Genomic DNA, 16,804 nt, shown 5'->3' with positions numbered 1-16,804 from the left:
TCTATCTTCTCCGCTTTGGTGTCGGCTTCGGGCTCACTTGTACTCCCACTCGCGAACGTCGACAAACTTGCCGGCGATCGCTGCGGCGGCCGCCATTTCGGGCGACACCAGATGCGTCCGTCCGCCGCGTCCCTGACGGCCTTCGAAGTTCCGGTTCGAGGTGGCTGCACAGCGCTCGCCCGGTTCGAGCTTGTCGGGATTCATCGCCAGGCACATGCTGCACCCCGGTTCGCGCCACTCGAACCCCGCTTCCAGGAAGATCTTGTCGAGTCCTTCTTCTTCGGCTTGTCGCTTGACCAGGCCGCTTCCGGGGACGACCATCGCTTGGACGCCTTCGGCGACACGATAGCCTTTGGCCACCGCGGCCGCCGCCCGCAAGTCCTCGATTCGACCGTTTGTACAGGAACCGATGAACACCCGATCGACGGCGATCTCGCGAATCGGTGTGCCCGGCTCCAAGCCCATGTAACGCAGCGCCGCCGCGGCGGCCTTGGAAGCCGTTTCGTCGTCGAAGGCCGCCGGATCGGGAACGACGCCGTCGACCGCCGTCACCTGGGCGGGATTCGTTCCCCACGTAACCTGCGGGGCCACGTCGGTCGCATCGAAAACTTCGACCCGATCGTACGTCGCTCCCGGATCGGTAGGAAGCGTCTTCCATCGCTCGACAGCCGCGTCGAAATCGTTTCCCTGCGGCGCAAAGGGACGTCCGCGAAGATACTCGAAGGTCGTTTGGTCGGGCGCGATCAGCCCTGCCCGGGCCCCCGCCTCGATCGTCATGTTGCACACCGTCATCCGTTCCTCCATCGAGAGGCTGCGGATGGCCTCGCCGGTGTATTCGATGCAGTATCCGACACCGCCTTGAGTCGTCAATTTCCCGATGATGTACAGGATCAGATCCTTGGCCGTCGAGCCTTTCGGCAACCGCCCGTTTACGCGGACCTCCATCGTCTTCGGCTTGTATTGCAGGAGCGTTTGCGTCGCCAAGACGTGCTCGACCTCGCTCGTTCCAATCCCGAACGCGAGCGCGCCGAATGCACCGTGCGTCGCTGTGTGACTGTCGCCGCAGACAATCGTCATGCCCGGTTGCGTGAATCCCTGCTCGGGACCGATCACGTGGACGATCCCCTGCCCCGGATCGGTCAGGTCGTACAACCGAATGCCGAATTGACGGCAATTCTCCCGCAATGTGTCGATCTGACGCTTCGAGATTTCGTCGACGATCGGCAACGAGCGATCGGTCGTCGGCACGTTGTGGTCGACGGTGGCCACGGTTCGCTCAGGCCGCCGAACCTTGCGTCCCGCCAATCGCAGCCCTTCGAACGCCTGCGGACTCGTCACCTCGTGCACGAGCTGGAGATCGATGTACAGAATCGTCTGCTTGCCTTCTTCCTCGTAAACGACATGGTCGTCCCAGATCTTCTGGAACATCGTACGAGGCGCACTCGACGTACCCATGCTCTCTTTTTCCTCTCGATCGATGGACTTCAATGCGGTTCGACCGCCCGAATGGACGCGGACGGTATCGGTTGCCGAGCAATCTCCGGCACAAGCGCCCGGTCCCGGTAAGGATCCGAGGCGGCTACCGGAAGCCGTTTATTCTACCCCTCGCCCCATTTCGCAGGGAGGGAACCATTCCCCAGAGCGGAGCATACCCCCATTACAGGAGGGCGCATAATGGCACGGCCGAAATCAGACTTCGTGCGCCTCCACCGGACGACAACGGGCATCGTCGGCAAGGTGTTCCCGCCACCACGCTTTGGCGCGTTCTCGGTTCCATTCCCCGGCCGCCTCACACGCGGCCAAGGCCTGCTCCAATTCTCCGGCGGACTGGAACCGGTCGGCGGGATCCTTTTCCAGACATCGCAAAACGATGCGTTCCAAGTCCTCCGGCACGTGGGGCGCCCACTCTCGGAGCGGCGGCGGCGAATCCTTTGCGTGTGAAATGAGCACTTGCATCGGCTTGTCGGCCACGAAGGGCGGCCGACCGGTCAACATGCAATAGGCAACCGCACCTAGAGAATAGATGTCGCTTCTTGCGTCGGGTTCGCTGCTGCCGGTCACTTGCTCGGGTGAGATGAACAACGGCGAACCGGTGATTCCGCCGTCTTGGGTCAACTCGGGTGAATCGTCGTGCGATTCTTCAAGCGGCTTGACCAGGCCGAAGTCCAACAGCTTCACGACGTCGTACACCCCTCCGCGTTCGGTAACGTAGATGTTCCCCGGCTTGATGTCGCGGTGAATCAAACCGCGGCAATGCGCCTCGCGAAGCGCATCACACGCTTGTCGCAACAGGTAGATCGCACGCCCCGGCGGGAGCGGCCCGAACCGCTTCAACCACTCGGCCAAATCCAAGCCCGGCAGGTACTCCATCACGTAGTAGAACGTGCCGTTCTCGGAAACCCCGTAATCGAAGACCTCGACGGTGTTCCAGTGCGTCAGACGGGCGGTGGCCTTGACCTCGCGCTCGAAGCGGGCGATCGTTCGGCGATCTCCGGCGCGATCGGGCCGAATGACCTTGACCACGCACGGCCGTTTCATCAGCACGTGCTCGGCAAGATACACTTCCCCCATACCGCCGGAACCGATCTGCCGCTTCAAGCGGTACTGGCCGAGTTGTTTCGCACGGAAGGCCTCGCGTCGCAACGAGTCCAAGGAATCGACCCCCATGACCGCCGTCACCGCCGAAACAGCCAGGATCAACGGCGTATTGACCAAGTGCTGAGCCTCCATCGCCCGGCAGATTAACGGATCGAACAGCCAACTACCGTAAAGAGTCAAAATCGGCGCTGCCGCAAGCGCCCCGATCACCAGCGCCGCCCGCTTCATATTGTTGGGCACGAACAGAGCATAGGTGTACATCAATACCAACCAATACCCGACACGAAACTCGAGCGGCTCGGCCTCACTGCACGAATTGACCATGCCGTACCATTGCATGGCCAGGAACAACGTGCTGGGCGCGAAAAAAATGAACAACTCCATCGCCCGCAACTTCGCCATGGGAATATGACACTTGCGGACGAGACACGCGGCAATGAACAAGAACAGCGGAATCAACGCCGCATGCGCGCCGAGGAAGACGATCTCGACCGGCAAGGACCAATCGACCGAGGTAAAACGCCACGGCAGAAACACGGCGAAGCCCAATGTCAACAGCAAGGTTGCCAATCGCAGCCGCTTGCGCAGTACGCACTCGAGTTCGCCGTGCAACTGCGGGGTCGGACCTTCGATCAGGGCGATGGGGCACGTCGCCCCCACCGGATGAGCAGATTCCGAGGATGCCGCTGACGCATCATCCAATGCTCCGTCGCCTGTTGCGCGGCGAAGCGTCTCCTGCGCGTCTTGCGAAAAATCGACCGTGGGAGCGTCGACCGACAAGGGATCGCTCCCGGGATGTAACCGAGCCATCGTTTCTAAATTCTTCAAACTTGGTCCGCAGGCGCGACCGACTCCTCGCCCTTCGGCAGCAAATCGCCGGCGCGGTTCCTACTACGTACAGGAATGTGGGAAGGATCGCCGAGCTTCTTCAAGGCGATCGCCAAGGTCATCATAGCCTGCCCGGACGGGAATGTTACCCTTCCACAGAAGGAGGCCAGCACACCGACAGAAAACGACGACCGAAACCTATTCTACCCAAACCACGCCAGTTTCTGTATTTTCACACGACATCGACGAGGTGTTTTTCCGGTAGGTCGACGAGAGGCCGCGTCACTTACACGGAAAACTTCTCGACTGGGCTTCCCGCCGGTTCCGAAATAGAGGGATGGAGGAACTACGCGTCTGCGAAATCGCCGTCGGGCTCCCCCGTCGGGAAAGCCGTGCGGTGCCATGCCGACTTTCAGGGAGGATAGTCTTGTCGAGCCTCAACCGATTCCGCCAGTGGAAACTCCTGCATTTTGCCAAACCACTACGCGATCGTTCGCTGTTTCGTTTTGTCGTCGAAAACAAGATCACGAACTTCGTGCGGTTCGGTTTGGAGAGTGAAGAACATCTTGCCAACTTGATCCAACTGGCCAGGCAAGCCGCCGAAGACAAACCGATTCGATTCATCGGAATCGATCGTTTCGAGGGAACGGCAGGCGCCTCCATCGGATTGAAATCGGCCCATCGCCTTTTGCATCGGTTCGGCATTTCGTACCGTTTGCTTCCCGGCGATGCCCTGCCCGTGCTCATGCGGTTCGCCAACGAGATCACCGACGTCCAAGCCGTCGTCTTTTCCCCGGGTTGGGTCCCCGACGTACACGACCGAACATGGTTTTACCTGCCTCGCATGATGGCCCCGGAAGGCAAAGTTCTCCTCGCGCCGAGCGATGAAGACGGTGCGTACCGCGCCGTCGACCGGTCGCAGGCCGAGGCGATCGGGTACGCCTCGCTGGCCCCTCGTGCCGCGTGACGTCGGTGCCTTCGTGGATGCACCCAGCAAGGACGCGACAACTCGCCGCCGCGGTTCACGCCGCGCGCGCCGTGGAGGCGCTTTCCTCGGAAGCGGGTGCTTCTTCCGCCGGACGCCGCGCGACAAGGATCTCGGCGAAACCGGTGATATCCCACACGACGCTGGCGGGCACATAGCCTCGCAGGACGATGCCCGCAAGCACGTAAGCCGGTAACAGCAACACACGGCGCCACAAAAACCGCCGTCCGCGACGCTCGATCTGCAAGCCGGCTGCCGAAAGCGATGCCGCCGCCAATCGCAAATCGATCATCGTCTTGTGCGTGGGATCGTCGAAGAAATTGAGGCATCCCCGAATCCCGCACCATCCGTTGCGGGCTCGTGGAAGATGCAAGCTTCGTCGCGACGGCACCTCGATGAACAGTTTTCCTCCCGGCTTCAACAGACGCGGTAACCGGGCGATGATCTCGTACGGTTGTTCCGTGTGCTCGAGCACGTGCGAACAGAAGACGACGTCGAAGGCCTCCGCCGGAAGATGCTCCATCTGCTCCGGTTCGTCGAGATCGATGCGATAAAAGGCGTCGGTCGCCCGATCGTCTTCTTCGTCGAGATTCCAACGAAGGCAGTCGGCCCCGCTGTAACGACACGCGGGAAAGTGGCGCTTCGTAAGCGTCGGGCTGTGGTTTCCGCACCCGATGTCGAGAACCTCGGCCCCCGGTTTGCCGAGCAAATCCGCCGTATAGATGAATCGCGGCGGACGTTCAAACCAACGATATATCGCGCGCAGCAGTTTCACGGCCGTTTTCAACCTCCATGGAAATCGGCGTCTCCTCTTCCAACAGTCGGATCAGCTCCATCAAATCCGTGATGGTCCGCCAAGGTGTCGCCTGCGGCAGGTCTTCACATTCGCGGAAGAAGCCGTCGGGACGACGAATTCGGATCGCCGTAAGCCCGGCGCGTGACGCGCCGAAGATATCCCGCTCGGGATGGTCGCCCACGAAAACCGCCTCGTGAGGTTTCACCCGCAGCGAGCGGCAGCAACTGATAAACGGCGTCGGGTCGGGTTTCCAGTACTTGCGTCCCAAGTCGTCGGTGATCACGATGCAATCGACGCGTCCCCACAAGCCCAACGCCTCGATCTTTCGGCGTTGGACGGCTGCGTGCCCGTCGGTTACGATTCCCAACCGATAATGCCGGCACAGTTCTCCCAATACATGCATCGTAACCGGCGGCAGCTCGATTTGCGGCGTATGGCTGTGGAACAACCACACCAACTCCGAAACCCATTCCTCGGGAAAGCCGAGTCGGTGTGCCGCCTTGTTGAAGACTCCCTCGCGGCTCTCGCGAAAGTGGATCGTCTCCAAGACATCGAGAATCGCATCGCGGTCGCCGACGTCACGTTCGGCAAGCAGATCGGCCACCACGGAAAAGCCACTGCGGTAAAACGACGCCTCGGGATACAGCGTATCGTCCAGGTCGAACAAGACGGCTTGGATCATGACTCCTCGCCTCCGTCGGTTGTATTGTCCTGCGAGCCCGGCCGATTGTACGGTTGTACGCGATTCTTCACGTCTTCGCTCGACGCCGCAGGCGACGTTCCGGGCCGACCGCCGTTTGCGCGGTCACTCTTTTTTCTTACGGCGAATCACGTTCTTTGTAACCGCCGATTTCGTTCGCTTGTCGCTTTCTAACCGTTTCCGAACGCTCGGGGGACGCCCACGTGGTCGTTCTCCGTCACGCAACCCGTCGATCGCCCACCCCGCCCGCAGAATCGGACGCACGCTCGACGGCAGGTGACGGAAACACGGCCAAGGGGACGTCGTCGCGATAAAACACGTCTCCCAAAAACCGGTACAGCCGCATCTCTCGCACGTAATCGGTCGGATCGCCGTCCACCTCGTGCCCGCATGCTTCGGCCAACAGGCTGCGGAACAACCGTCCACCGGCAGCCATGTTCGACAGCACGACGGCCGACCCCAACCGCGGGTTGACGTCGATGATTCCGCTTTCCTCACCCAGGATCATCTGGATGTTGACCGGCCCACGATGGCCGCGATCGGCCAAAAACCGAATCGCCTTGCGTGCCATTTCCCAGGCCTCGGGTCGGAACACGGTTCGGCTGCGGTAGGCCTCGCCGCCGACGACCTGTTCCCGCACGCGTTGCACAGCAACCAAGGGGCGCCCCTCACGACCGATATAGGCATCGACGCTCAATTCGTCGCCTTTGAGCAATCGCTCGAATACCAGCGGGCCGCGCTCTCCCGCATCGGCAACCGCTCGCCGGGCTTCGTGCAAATCGCAGCACGGCCTCGCCCCGATCGATCCAAAGCCGCGCTGCGGCTTGGCAAATACGGGAAACGTGGCTTGATCGAGCGTCGCCTCGGTCCACATCGGGGCCGTCGGCACACCGGCCGCAACCGCTTCCCGATGGAATGCGGCCTTATCGAAACATAGCTCGGCAATCGGCCCCGGCGGCAGAATCGCCGTCGTTCCGTGCCGCCCAAACCCCTCTTTGTAGGGAGCCAACCTAACGACATCGATATCGATCAGGGGCACGAGCACGCGAATTCGGTGTTTTCGACACAGCTCGAACAGCGCGTTCACGTAATCGTCCGAGCCGATGGGAGGAACGACGAAACTGCCGTCGGCGAATTGGGCCGCCGGGGTGACGGCCGCACGATCGGCGATGTAAATCTTACCGCCTGCGAGTTCCGGCACCTCGGTCATCGCCCGTCGCAATTGCAAAACGTGGCCGACCCATTTGCCCCCGCAAGTGATCAGGATATTGCCCGGTTTGCTCATGCCGACTTCCTCCAGCGGCGGCTCTCCAAGGCCGGGGCCGAATCGACGCTCGTTTGCTCGGCAATTTCGGTCCCGGTATTGTTCGGCTCGGCGAGACGTCGCCATTCGTCGGGCGCGATCGGTTCTCCTCGCGTCGCCCGTTCCGACAGAATGCGGGTCCAGTTCTCGTGCCCCGGATGCAGCCCCAAGTCGTCGACGACGCGCACATCCTGCCCCGCCCCGTCGTACAACTTGCCCGATGAAACGCGAAACACCGTCATCCAGAGGATTTTGAGATCCAACCAAATCGAAAAGTGTTCGACGTAGTACAAATCCCACGCGATTCGGCGACTGAAGGGGATCGCGTTGCGGCCCATGATCTGCGCCAGGCCGGTGATCCCCGGCCGCATATCGTGTCGCTTGGCCTGTCGGGATGTGTAACGGGGAAGATACTCGACCAGCAAGGGACGCGGTCCGACCAGGCTCATATCACCCCGCAGGACGTTCCACAGCTCGGGCAGCTCGTCCAAACTCCAATGTCGCAGGAAGCGTCCCAAAGGAGTCAGTCGCTGGTCGTCGGGAAGCAGGTTGCCTTCGGCATCCCTCACGTCGCGCATGGTCCGGAACTTGACCAGTTTGAACAGCCGGCCCTTGTAGCCAGGACGAACCTGCATGAAGAAAACAGGACTTCCCAATCGCCACCGAATAAGCAAGGCGACACCGACGATCACCGGTGCGAACAGGACCAAGCCCGTTGCAGCCCCCACGATGTCGATGGTCCGTTTGATTGCCAGGTGTACGCGTCGCATCGTGTTCGAAAGTTCGTTACGTGGGTCGTCTTGTAGGGAATTACCCAAATCGAGGCCTCCGCCGAGTCGAAGCTTGCCGTCCTGCGCCCTAAGCCGCCTTGCGATCGGGATCGTCGACTTTGCGGGTATCGGAATCCTTTGCCGCCCCGTTCAAATGCGCCCATTGAGGGCCGAGAGTATATCGGAGGTCGCGGCAACGGTTTCCCACTCGGCGTGCCGGCACACCGCCGGCGATCGAAAACGCCTCGACATCTCGCGAGACGACGGCCCCGGCGGCAACAACGGCCCCCTCTCCGACGACGATCCCCGGCAAAATGACCGCCCGAAACCCGATCCACGCGCGACGTCCGATCGCCACCGGGCCTCCCTGGTATTCGAAATGCGGAGACCGCGGATCGTGCCCCAAGGTGAGGACGCCGACTTCGGGCCCGAAACAGGCATCGTCATCGATGCGAATCGAATAGGCGCGTCCGTCCAAGTAACATCGCCACCCCAAAATCACACGCTCACCGAGGAAGATATTCGCCGGAGAAGAAAACCGGACACCGCGGCGCACGATACACCCGGTCCCGAGTTTCCCCAGCATACGCCGCAGGAAAAGCCGTCGAATCGCCCCCGACGGCAAATGCGAAATCACATCGTTGTACAACGCCGTGAAGAGGGGATGCCAACGCCTCCACCGGGAACCTCGGGGCACGTCGTGCGGCCGCTCCGGAACCTTCGCACAAGCCTTCTCTTCGCATGCTCGCGCGTGGCGATCGTCTCGCCGATTTTCTTCCTCGAAACGGCTCGGCACGGCAGGTTCCCCATCGCGTTGGGCTTCGATGTTCCATCGAGACCACCGATCGCTGCCCCGTACCGATCCGGCTCCTCGACACGGCCCGAGAAGGTATCAAATAGGCCGCACCTCCGACAACGGCAATTCACCGTCACGACAGAGGGGAAGCATCCTCCTCGCATGTCATTTCCGGCAAGTCGAAAACGACCGGCCGGTTGTCGAAAGAAGACGCCGACAGATCGAGCGGGATGCCCGACGCGTGGTACAAGACCTTGTCCAACGCACGCAGCATGTCGGTGATGTCGCCTTCGCCCAACGTCGGATGAACCTGGAGCATGACGGCCGTTTCGCCCAGTTCTTTCGCGACGGGCAGCCGCCACACGGGCCGCGAACCGCGTCTTCGAAACGCCCCTTCCAGATAGATCTCGGGGCAGATACCCGTTCCGCACGGGATGCCTTCAGCCAAAAGGGCTTGGATGACCCGATCGCGATTCCATCCGGGCAAAAGACGCCCGGGCTGAACAAAGAAATAGAACTTGTAATACGCGTGCTCGAACATGTCGGTGGGAACGGGCACGCGAACGGCAGGATGGCCTTTCAGGGCCGCGGTCAATCGGTCGGCCAGTCGACGACGCCGCGTAACCCAATCGGGCAGTTTGCGCAGGACGACACGGCCGATCGCCGCTTGCATTTCGGTCATCCGCCAGTTCGTGCCGATCGAATCGTGCAACCATCGAAATTGGCCGGACGCGGCATCCTGCTGCAAGGCGTCGAAGCTCTTACCGTGGTCCTTGTACTCCCAAACCCGCCGATAGATGTCCGGATCGTTGGTGACGACCATTCCCCCTTCGCCGCCGGTGGTCATGATCTTGTCTTGACAGAAGGAAAACGCGGCAGCATGTCCCCAGGCACCGACCGATCGTCCGCGGTACCTCGCACCGTGCGCCTGCGCACAGTCTTCGACGACCCACAAACGGCGACGGCGCGCCAACTCGAGGATCGGTTCCATGTCGCACGGCCAGCCTGCCAAATGAACGGCGACAACCGCCTTCGTCCGCGGCGTGAGAACCGCGGCGATCGTCTCGGCGGTCACATTCTGGCTGTCGCGATCCACATCGGCGAAGACGACGTTCGCGCCCCGAATCGCCGCGCTGGAGGCCGAGGCCACGAAGCTGCGGGCGGTCACGACCACGTCGTCTCCCGGTCCGATTCCCAAGGCCGCAAACACCGCCTCCAAGGCCACCGTTCCGTTTGCGACCGCGACGGCGTATTGTGTCCCGCAAAATTCGGCAAATTCACGTTCGAAGGCTGCCACGTGGTGCCCCGTCCATTGGTTCACGCGGCCCGAACGCAGCACGTCGACGACCGCAGCGATTTCGTCCTCGGCAAAACTCGGCCAAGGGGGGAAGGGTTCCTGACGGACGGGCGAACCGCCCTCGATCGCCAATCGTCGTTCGCCGTTTTCGTGAGTGCCATCCATGATCCGTCTCCTCGTCTCCGCCGAGGCGGAACGTGTCGTCGCCCCTTGTCGCTGACTATTCGTTCGAACTTGGGCGATACACCGTGGTCGTCGGTGCGGCGCCGTTACGCAGCCCGCGATTCGGTGATCGGCCGTCGGTACGCCGGGAAGAATCCTCCCTCGTCCTCATCGGCGGCTGTTCCCGATCGCTTGCGAACAAGCTCGCGATACGTGTCGGAATCGACGACTTTGCGAACGATTCCAAATGTGAACTCTTGTTTGGCAAATCCGGCCTTGAACCGGTAAAGCGAATCGCGTCGAGCGCCGAGTCCGCCGCCGAGATGCAACCAGTGGTAGTCGCCGGCTTTCCCCCACCGTCGGACATGATCGAAAATCGCCTTGATCGGGCTGGGAAGGCGGTCGCGCCCGAGACCGGCCGTCCCGCCGAGATGATATTGAATGATCCGTCCGCACAGGAAGAACATGGCCGCGGCGACCGGCTTGCCTTCGTACTCGGCGAAAAGCAGCTTGATTCGCCGGCCCAAGTTCTCACGGAGCAACCGGTAGTACTCTTCCGAAAAGAAATAGTGCGATGCCGCGCCGACGGTCCGCATCGTTTCCTCGTAGATTCGGCGGAATTCGTCGAGCCGCCGCAATGTTCGATCCTCGACGACGACGACACCTTCACGTTCCGCCCGCCGAATGTCGCGACGGTGGTTCGACCGCATGTCGCTCCATTGGGCTTGTTCGGAACGTGTCAGGTCGATCGCTACAGTCGGTCCCAACGGCGCGTATGCGTCTTGCCACAGCCACGCGGTATCGATCAGCGGATGTTGCCTCCCGAAAAACGATACGATCTCGAGCGATCGCAACGTATCGTCGAGCGCCTCGTGAAATGCCTCGCAGAAGCGTTCGGCTCGCGGCGAGTCTTTAGAGCAGGAACACAACACGCCCGGGTATCCGTACGCGCTAGCGGCATCGTACAGGCGCACGTCCTCCAGCCCCTGCACGGTCCACAGGGGGCGGCGCAGAAGCGGCAACGCCGCCACTTCGCCTTCGGCTTCAAAAACCAACAACAGAGCCTCGCCTTCACCGAGTTTCTCGGCCGCGCGATGATATTCGGCAAGGTGGTACACATCGAACCGCCCGCAGCGGGCAAGCTGTCGATTCCATTCACCGATGTCGGCCGAAACCACTACACGCATTTGGATGCTCCGTCGTTTATCGGTAGACGACCGGTTTGTTCGTTTTCTCAAAATCGCCCGGAAGGTGAACTCGCGGGGTCTTTATATTGTCGACACGATCACGCAGCGCGCCGTCGCGTCACGCCATCGGATCGTGCAACGGCGGCATGCAACACGCCTTCCAACCGGTCGACAAGGCGATCACGATCGAATTCGCGTTTCCCTAACTCCTTCGCGCGTTGTGCCGCTCCCCGCAACCACTGCCGGTCTCGCAAGGCCGTGGCCAGCCGCACGGCCGCGGCACGATGATCGACGGCCGGCAACACCAAACCGCAATCGTGTTGGCGGATCAAGTCGGCCAACCATCCTTCGTGGTTGATCGCAAAGGCCTTTCCCGCCGCCATCGCGTCGAATACCTTGTTCGCCGAATTGGCCCACAGCGCACGTCGATCGATGACCGTGGAAGTCGCAAGATCGGCCGCTGAAAGCACATCGGGAACTTCCCGCTTGGGAAGCGGAGGCATCATGAAGAAGTTCTTGTCCAGAACCCCCAAACCGCGTGCCGTGTCGCGCACGAGCGTCTCTTCGCGCCCTCCGCCGACGATCAAGAATCGAACATCGGGATCGATCGACGACATTTCGGCCGCGACGCGCGCCAGGTAACTCACTCCGTTGACCAGGCCCAAAGTTCCGGTGTACACGACCAGCGGACGCTCACCGAGCCATTCGTACCGCGCGCGGAACAGTTTCCCTCGCTCTGACGGTACGTCGAACAGCGCGAAATCACACGCGTTCGGTATGACGGTGACCCGATCGGCCGGATACCCGGTCGACACGATCCCCCGCGCCATGTCGGGCGATCGAGCGATGATTCGCGCAGCATTGCGGTATGCGAACAGCTCCAGACGCCGCGCGGCCGCGATCGGCATTCGCCCTCGTAATGCACCGACGGCAATCGGCGTGTCGGGCCACAAGTCCCGCACTTCGAAGACCATCGGAATGGCGTTCCGGCGCGACGCGTACACGCCGGGGAGAGCGATCGTCAGCGGCGTACTGGACGCATAGACGACATGACCGCCGAGAGCCGCCGCCCGCCTTGCACTCTTCGCCGCAAAGCGGAAGAACGACACCATCCTTCGACGGTAACTCAAGTGGTTCGAATAGCGAATGCCGCACCAGTGGATCGTGATGCCTTCGCACTCGCTCGTCCGCCAACGTCCGTCGTTGCGGTTGAAGTCGGAGGTCACCACATGCACTTCATGGCCACGGGCGACCAGACGCCGGGCCGTTTCGTAGGCAAACGTGCTGCCGGTCATTTCCGGCGTCGCGAAATACTGAAAAAGGTAGACGATCCGCATCGGTCGATCCGTCGACGTTCGGAATCCTGTCGCTCGAGACGCTCCCTCAGGCGGATGGTATTCGCAAGCTTCCTCCGCGATCAAGAGCAGTTTGCGGGCATTCCGGCGTTTTGGGGGATTCCCGCAACGCCCGTCAGGCCGATCGACGCAACGGCGAGCCAATGGCGTCGCCCCCCTCGTGCGCACGGTCGGAGAATCGTGCTCCCAAACCTGCTCGATCGAGCAGGTAGCGATAGCCCTCGAGTGTTTTGGAAGCCACCCGTTCCCACGTGCATTCGCGTTCGACGTACGCCCTCGCGTTACGACCGCGACGCCGAAGCTCCTCGACCGGCGTTTTCGCAATTTCGACCAGTCCGCGGGCGATCTCCTCGACCGTCCCCCCGACCGCCCACCCGGCATCGTACCGAGCGACCACATCGGCGACGTTCGTTCCCGGGGTCACCAGGCACGGCAGACCGTGCGCCATCGCTTCGAGAACGGCTTGCGGATGCCCTTCAAACCGCGAAGGATGCAAAAACGCGGCGGCGGAACGGAATCGCTGCGATTTCGTTTCCGGCTCCGTCACAGGCGGGCGCACAAGTACCAAGTCGGCAAGATTTCGACGCGCGATCTCCTTCCGCAGCCGGTATTCGGAATTCCCATCGGTCGGTCCCGTAAGTTCAATGCAGCAATTCGAAATGCGAAGCTCTTGCTGAACCGCATCGGCGGCTTCAATCAATCGATCCAAACCCTTGTGCCTGATCGCTAGTCGTCCCAGAAACATGAGCCGCCGTCGCCGGTGGCCGTCTATCTTGGCCATCTTCGACGATTCGGGGAGTGAAATGTCGTTTCCGCAAACAAAGTACGGCTTTCCATAGTCCAAAGAATCTTCGCGTTCCCTCTCGGTCAGAAACCGAATGCCGATGCTTCCACGGACCAGCCGGTCAAAGAAAAGCAACCGACCCAACCGTTTCTTCCACCATCTGCGATGAAGCGCGTAACGCGTCAAACCGCCTCGAGGACACAAAATATACGGAATCCCCTTCTGCCGCAGCACGTCGGCGAAACGGGCATGGTAGGGAATGAACGTGCTGTGAAACACGACGATATCGGGCCGGCAATACGGAGCCGGCAGGCCGTCGATATTGCCGCCGGGTGCGTCCTCCCGATAGAAAACCGGCACCCGCGCGCCCACGCGGTCGGCTGCGGTTTCCGCTCCCGGTTGTCGCCGGTCACCGTAGGTCACCAACAAGCCGACGGTTGCCCCCAGTTGAGCTTCTGCGCGAACCAATCGCGACGTGGAGTTTGTAATCCCGCCGATATGCTTCCACGCTACCGGAGAGGCATGCAAGACGATCACGACACCAGTTCCTTTGCTCGACCTCTACTCGGACGACGACCGCGGTCCGTTGCTGAAAAAGCTGCGTCCATAGGAAGCGACCAAGCGGGCTCGCGCAAGGGGCTTTCTGCGAATGCCTCATCGCGGCCCCGGAAAGCCAGATCGCCTTCCAACAAGGCCAATAGCAATGCGGCGGGGACGATCCAGGAATACATGCGGAAGACGACCTCGGTAATCCCTTCGCAAAAAATGGTGAGCAAGATGGCTTGTCGTAACACTGTGCCGTCTCGAACATCCCAATAGTGTGCCCGCCGCGCCACGGCGATCATAAGCCATATCCCCGGCACGGCACCGAGAATTCCGTAATAGAGCAACCATTCGATGTACGTGTTGTGGCTGAAGCGTCGGAGCACTCCGTGATCGCTGTAGCGGGCGCCTCCGTCCACCTGCCCGAGTACGACATCTGCCATTCCCGTGCCTGCCCCGATCGCCATCATCGTCGGATCCTCAGCGATCGCGTCGACAGCGTTTTTCCAGATATCGACGCGTCCGCTGAGTGTCGTCATGCCGCGCCCTTGCTCACCGAAAATCCGGTTCGCCAAACGATCCCAGGGCACGATTTCGAAGAAGACCGCCGTGCCTACCGCGGCGAAGAGAAGGACGACGCCCAAAGCCACGACTTCCCGTAACCGGGCCGTCGATTGCGTTTTCGTACCGCAAAAGAGAAGCAACAACAATCCCGCAAACAGCGAAATGGCCGCACCGCGTGAGGCCGTCATCAAGCACCCAAACGACAATAACAGCGAGGCCGTCAAGTCGAACCACGCCACCCGTCCGCTCGACCGGCTATCGGTTCCGCTCGGTTGAGATCGAACCCCGTAAAGAATCCGTTCCAGTTCTCGGGTTTCGTCGTCGGGCCTCCCCCCGAACCATCGCGAAAGAGGCGATGCCTCGCCTGCCGCATTGTTTCGTCGTCCCTCATACAGAAACAACGCGAAACCGATGACCGCGGCAATTGCGAATTGACCGCCGATTTGATTTGGGTTCGCATTTTTCTCGAGCAATGTCTCGGACAGATACCCAAATCTTGCGAACATCGCCCGCCAGCTCCCGTGGTGGATTTGCAATTCCATCCAGCAGGTCGTCAACCAAGCGGCCACGTTCGCCCACACGTACACTCTGGCTGCATAGCGCCAAAGACCGTACTCGACGATCATCGCAGCAATCACGGGGGGAAACGTCAAGTACGTCAAGACGACGAACCGAGCGCCCCCCGCGGCGGCGCTTGAGTAAACCAGTCCGCCCCAAGCAATCGCCAGACACACCAATACGGGCCGGCTCCGGAAAAAGCCGGGCCGATGAAGCCAAAACACGAGTCCGTACAAGAAGGCGGGAGCGTAGCAATAGGCCTGAAGAAAAGGCGGCATCTCCAGGCCCCAATCAATCATCAGTCTTCGAAACAGAAACACGAACGCGGCCGTTCCGAAGGCCAGCCCGATGAGTGCTTTCGCCGTCTTCATGCCGCCTTCCTCTGTTTGCCGATACCGCACCACACGTCGAGCAATTGCTCGGAACAACGAGCGACGGAAAACGGACCGCAAGCGAACGCCTTCATCGCGCGCCGTCTTTCCGCCTGAGACGGCATGTTCGTCGACACGATCTCTTCCGCCCAAACCGCATCCGATTCGTCGAGCGAAAGACACCGAATGCCCGACACGTACTCGGCGATTTCGTGAATCCCCGGCAGGTTCGACGCCACGATCGGCAATCCGGCCGCAGCGGCCTCCAAGACGGCCCCCGGCATTCCTTCCCAAAGTGAAGGGAAAATCATGCCGTCTGCGGCGAAAAGACACGCGGGCACGTCGTTCCGACAACCCGCAAAGACCACGCGGCCTTCGATGCCAAGCGATTCCGCCAAGCACCGAAGCTCGTTTTGAATCCTTGCCAGATCCCCGACCAAGACCAAGTAGGCCGAAGCATCCCGCTCGACGACCGACCGGAAGATTCCCAGTAATCGCCGGTGATTCTTTACCGGCCGCCCCGCCCCGACATGAATCCAAAGCTTCGCTTCGTCAGGGATCCCCCATTCGCGTCGCAGGTTCGAAACGGCCTGGTGATCGACACTCAGAAACCGATCCATGTTCAAACCGTTGTAGATCACGCGACACCGAACGTCGCGTCGCCATTTCGGCGACCAAGCCGTCTCCATGGTGTACCGCGACACGGCTAAGATGTCGGTTGCGGTCCGATCAATCAACCACGCCATCACCCGACGATAGCATCGTCGGAAAAGCGTATTCGAAGCACCGTCGTGAGAACTACGAAAATGCACGACGCGTCGCGGAACTCCGCAACTCTCCGCAATTCGTAGAATCAGGCCCGAGGCCAAGTGAATATGCGAATGGACGACGTCGAATCGTTCGTTTGTCAACAACCGACGGAACTGTTTGCCGAATCCACGGCGGCGAATCGCCGCATGAAAAACGCGTCCTCCCAGGTCGCGAATGCGGTCCTCCAAGGCGCCCGGCTTTCCGGACAGGGCGCAAAAGTCCATCCGGACAGGCGCCCCGGTCGCTGCGAGATACTCCATCACATCGAGCGTGCGCAGTTCGGCACCGCCGTACTGCATGCGACTGAAAATGTGAAGCACTCGGAGCGGCTCCATCCGTGGGGCTCCTCAAGAAACCGCCTTCACTCGATCGCCCCGGAAACTACTCAAAACAGGCG

At 61.1% G+C, this 16,804-nt stretch carries 14 protein-coding genes; 1 reads left to right on the top strand and 13 read right to left on the bottom strand.

Features of this window, described 5'->3' with window-relative positions; all coding sequences use genetic code 11:
- Positions 1-33: 33 nt before the first annotated feature.
- On the bottom strand, positions 34-1,455 hold the full coding sequence (gene leuC / locus ACYQ2I_RS06165) for a 3-isopropylmalate dehydratase large subunit (protein ID WP_460166128.1): 1,422 nt from the start codon (positions 1,453-1,455) through the stop codon (positions 34-36).
- A 234-nt stretch (positions 1,456-1,689) separates the two neighbouring features.
- A complete protein-coding gene (locus ACYQ2I_RS06160) occupies positions 1,690-3,408 on the bottom strand; it encodes a serine/threonine protein kinase (RefSeq protein ID WP_460166127.1) in 1,719 nt (572 codons plus the stop codon).
- A 445-nt stretch (positions 3,409-3,853) separates the two neighbouring features.
- On the opposite strand from ACYQ2I_RS06160, the gene ACYQ2I_RS06155 reads away from it, so the two are divergent.
- Positions 3,854-4,393: a hypothetical protein gene (locus ACYQ2I_RS06155; protein WP_460166126.1), complete on the top strand. Its 540-nt coding sequence runs from the start codon at positions 3,854-3,856 to the stop codon at positions 4,391-4,393.
- Between the two features lie 55 nt (positions 4,394-4,448).
- Here ACYQ2I_RS06155 and ACYQ2I_RS06150 read toward each other — a convergent pair whose 3' ends face one another.
- From ACYQ2I_RS06150 to ACYQ2I_RS06100, 11 genes are all read right to left on the bottom strand, one after another.
- The gene (locus ACYQ2I_RS06150) at positions 4,449-5,186 is read right to left on the bottom strand and encodes a class I SAM-dependent methyltransferase (RefSeq protein ID WP_460166125.1); all 738 of its coding nucleotides are present in this window, start codon (positions 5,184-5,186) and stop codon (positions 4,449-4,451) included.
- The gene (locus ACYQ2I_RS06145; RefSeq protein ID WP_460166124.1) at positions 5,152-5,889 is read right to left on the bottom strand and encodes an HAD family hydrolase; all 738 of its coding nucleotides are present in this window, start codon (positions 5,887-5,889) and stop codon (positions 5,152-5,154) included. Before ACYQ2I_RS06145 ends, ACYQ2I_RS06150 begins: the two co-directional genes overlap by 35 nt.
- 235 nt (positions 5,890-6,124) lie before the next feature.
- The gene (locus ACYQ2I_RS06140) at positions 6,125-7,192 is read right to left on the bottom strand and encodes an ATP-grasp domain-containing protein (RefSeq protein WP_460166123.1); all 1,068 of its coding nucleotides are present in this window, start codon (positions 7,190-7,192) and stop codon (positions 6,125-6,127) included.
- Positions 7,189-7,980 carry a sugar transferase gene (locus ACYQ2I_RS06135; protein ID WP_460166122.1) on the bottom strand — a complete coding sequence of 264 codons (792 nt, stop codon included), beginning with the start codon at positions 7,978-7,980 and terminating at the stop codon, positions 7,189-7,191. The genes ACYQ2I_RS06140 and ACYQ2I_RS06135 overlap by 4 nt, the downstream gene beginning before the upstream one ends.
- An 88-nt stretch (positions 7,981-8,068) precedes the next feature.
- Positions 8,069-8,776: an acyltransferase gene (locus tag ACYQ2I_RS06130; RefSeq protein ID WP_460166121.1), complete on the bottom strand. Its 708-nt coding sequence runs from the start codon at positions 8,774-8,776 to the stop codon at positions 8,069-8,071.
- A gap of 133 nt (positions 8,777-8,909) precedes the next feature.
- Positions 8,910-10,238 (bottom strand): DegT/DnrJ/EryC1/StrS family aminotransferase, encoded by a 1,329-nt coding sequence (locus tag ACYQ2I_RS06125; protein WP_460166120.1) that lies wholly within the window; start codon positions 10,236-10,238, stop codon positions 8,910-8,912.
- Positions 10,239-10,342: 104 nt separating this feature from the next.
- Positions 10,343-11,422: a lipid II:glycine glycyltransferase FemX gene (locus ACYQ2I_RS06120; protein WP_460166119.1), complete on the bottom strand. Its 1,080-nt coding sequence runs from the start codon at positions 11,420-11,422 to the stop codon at positions 10,343-10,345.
- A 98-nt stretch (positions 11,423-11,520) separates the two neighbouring features.
- Positions 11,521-12,759: a glycosyltransferase family 4 protein gene (locus ACYQ2I_RS06115; RefSeq protein WP_460166118.1), complete on the bottom strand. Its 1,239-nt coding sequence runs from the start codon at positions 12,757-12,759 to the stop codon at positions 11,521-11,523.
- 133 nt (positions 12,760-12,892) lie between these two features.
- Positions 12,893-14,098 carry a glycosyltransferase gene (locus tag ACYQ2I_RS06110; protein ID WP_460166117.1) on the bottom strand — a complete coding sequence of 402 codons (1,206 nt, stop codon included), beginning with the start codon at positions 14,096-14,098 and terminating at the stop codon, positions 12,893-12,895.
- On the bottom strand, positions 14,095-15,597 hold the full coding sequence (locus ACYQ2I_RS06105; protein ID WP_460166116.1) for an O-antigen ligase family protein: 1,503 nt from the start codon (positions 15,595-15,597) through the stop codon (positions 14,095-14,097). Before ACYQ2I_RS06105 ends, ACYQ2I_RS06110 begins: the two co-directional genes overlap by 4 nt.
- The gene (locus tag ACYQ2I_RS06100) at positions 15,594-16,742 is read right to left on the bottom strand and encodes a glycosyltransferase (RefSeq protein ID WP_460166115.1); all 1,149 of its coding nucleotides are present in this window, start codon (positions 16,740-16,742) and stop codon (positions 15,594-15,596) included. Before ACYQ2I_RS06100 ends, ACYQ2I_RS06105 begins: the two co-directional genes overlap by 4 nt.
- Positions 16,743-16,804: the final 62 nt, after the last annotated feature.

The sequence above is a fragment of the Thermostilla marina genome, assembly GCF_054657455.1.
Note: the sequence above shows the minus strand (reverse complement) of the source record. Positions and strands in the feature narration are given on the sequence as shown.

Excerpts from the sequence above, each read along its gene's own strand:
- ACYQ2I_RS06105 (WP_460166116.1), bottom strand. The coding sequence starts at position 15,597 with ATGAAGACGGCGAAAGCACTCATCGGGCTGGCCTTCGGAACGGCCGCG.
- ACYQ2I_RS06135 (WP_460166122.1), bottom strand. The coding sequence starts at position 7,980 with ATGCGACGCGTACACCTGGCAATCAAACGGACCATCGACATCGTGGGG.
- ACYQ2I_RS06160 (WP_460166127.1), bottom strand. The coding sequence starts at position 3,408 with ATGGCTCGGTTACATCCCGGGAGCGATCCCTTGTCGGTCGACGCTCCC.
- ACYQ2I_RS06145 (WP_460166124.1), bottom strand. The coding sequence starts at position 5,889 with ATGATCCAAGCCGTCTTGTTCGACCTGGACGATACGCTGTATCCCGAG.
- ACYQ2I_RS06120 (WP_460166119.1), bottom strand. The coding sequence starts at position 11,422 with ATGCGTGTAGTGGTTTCGGCCGACATCGGTGAATGGAATCGACAGCTT.
- leuC (WP_460166128.1), bottom strand. The coding sequence starts at position 1,455 with ATGGGTACGTCGAGTGCGCCTCGTACGATGTTCCAGAAGATCTGGGAC.
- ACYQ2I_RS06100 (WP_460166115.1), bottom strand. The coding sequence starts at position 16,742 with ATGGAGCCGCTCCGAGTGCTTCACATTTTCAGTCGCATGCAGTACGGC.
- ACYQ2I_RS06125 (WP_460166120.1), bottom strand. The coding sequence starts at position 10,238 with ATGGATGGCACTCACGAAAACGGCGAACGACGATTGGCGATCGAGGGC.
- ACYQ2I_RS06140 (WP_460166123.1), bottom strand. The coding sequence starts at position 7,192 with ATGAGCAAACCGGGCAATATCCTGATCACTTGCGGGGGCAAATGGGTC.
- ACYQ2I_RS06115 (WP_460166118.1), bottom strand. The coding sequence starts at position 12,759 with ATGCGGATCGTCTACCTTTTTCAGTATTTCGCGACGCCGGAAATGACC.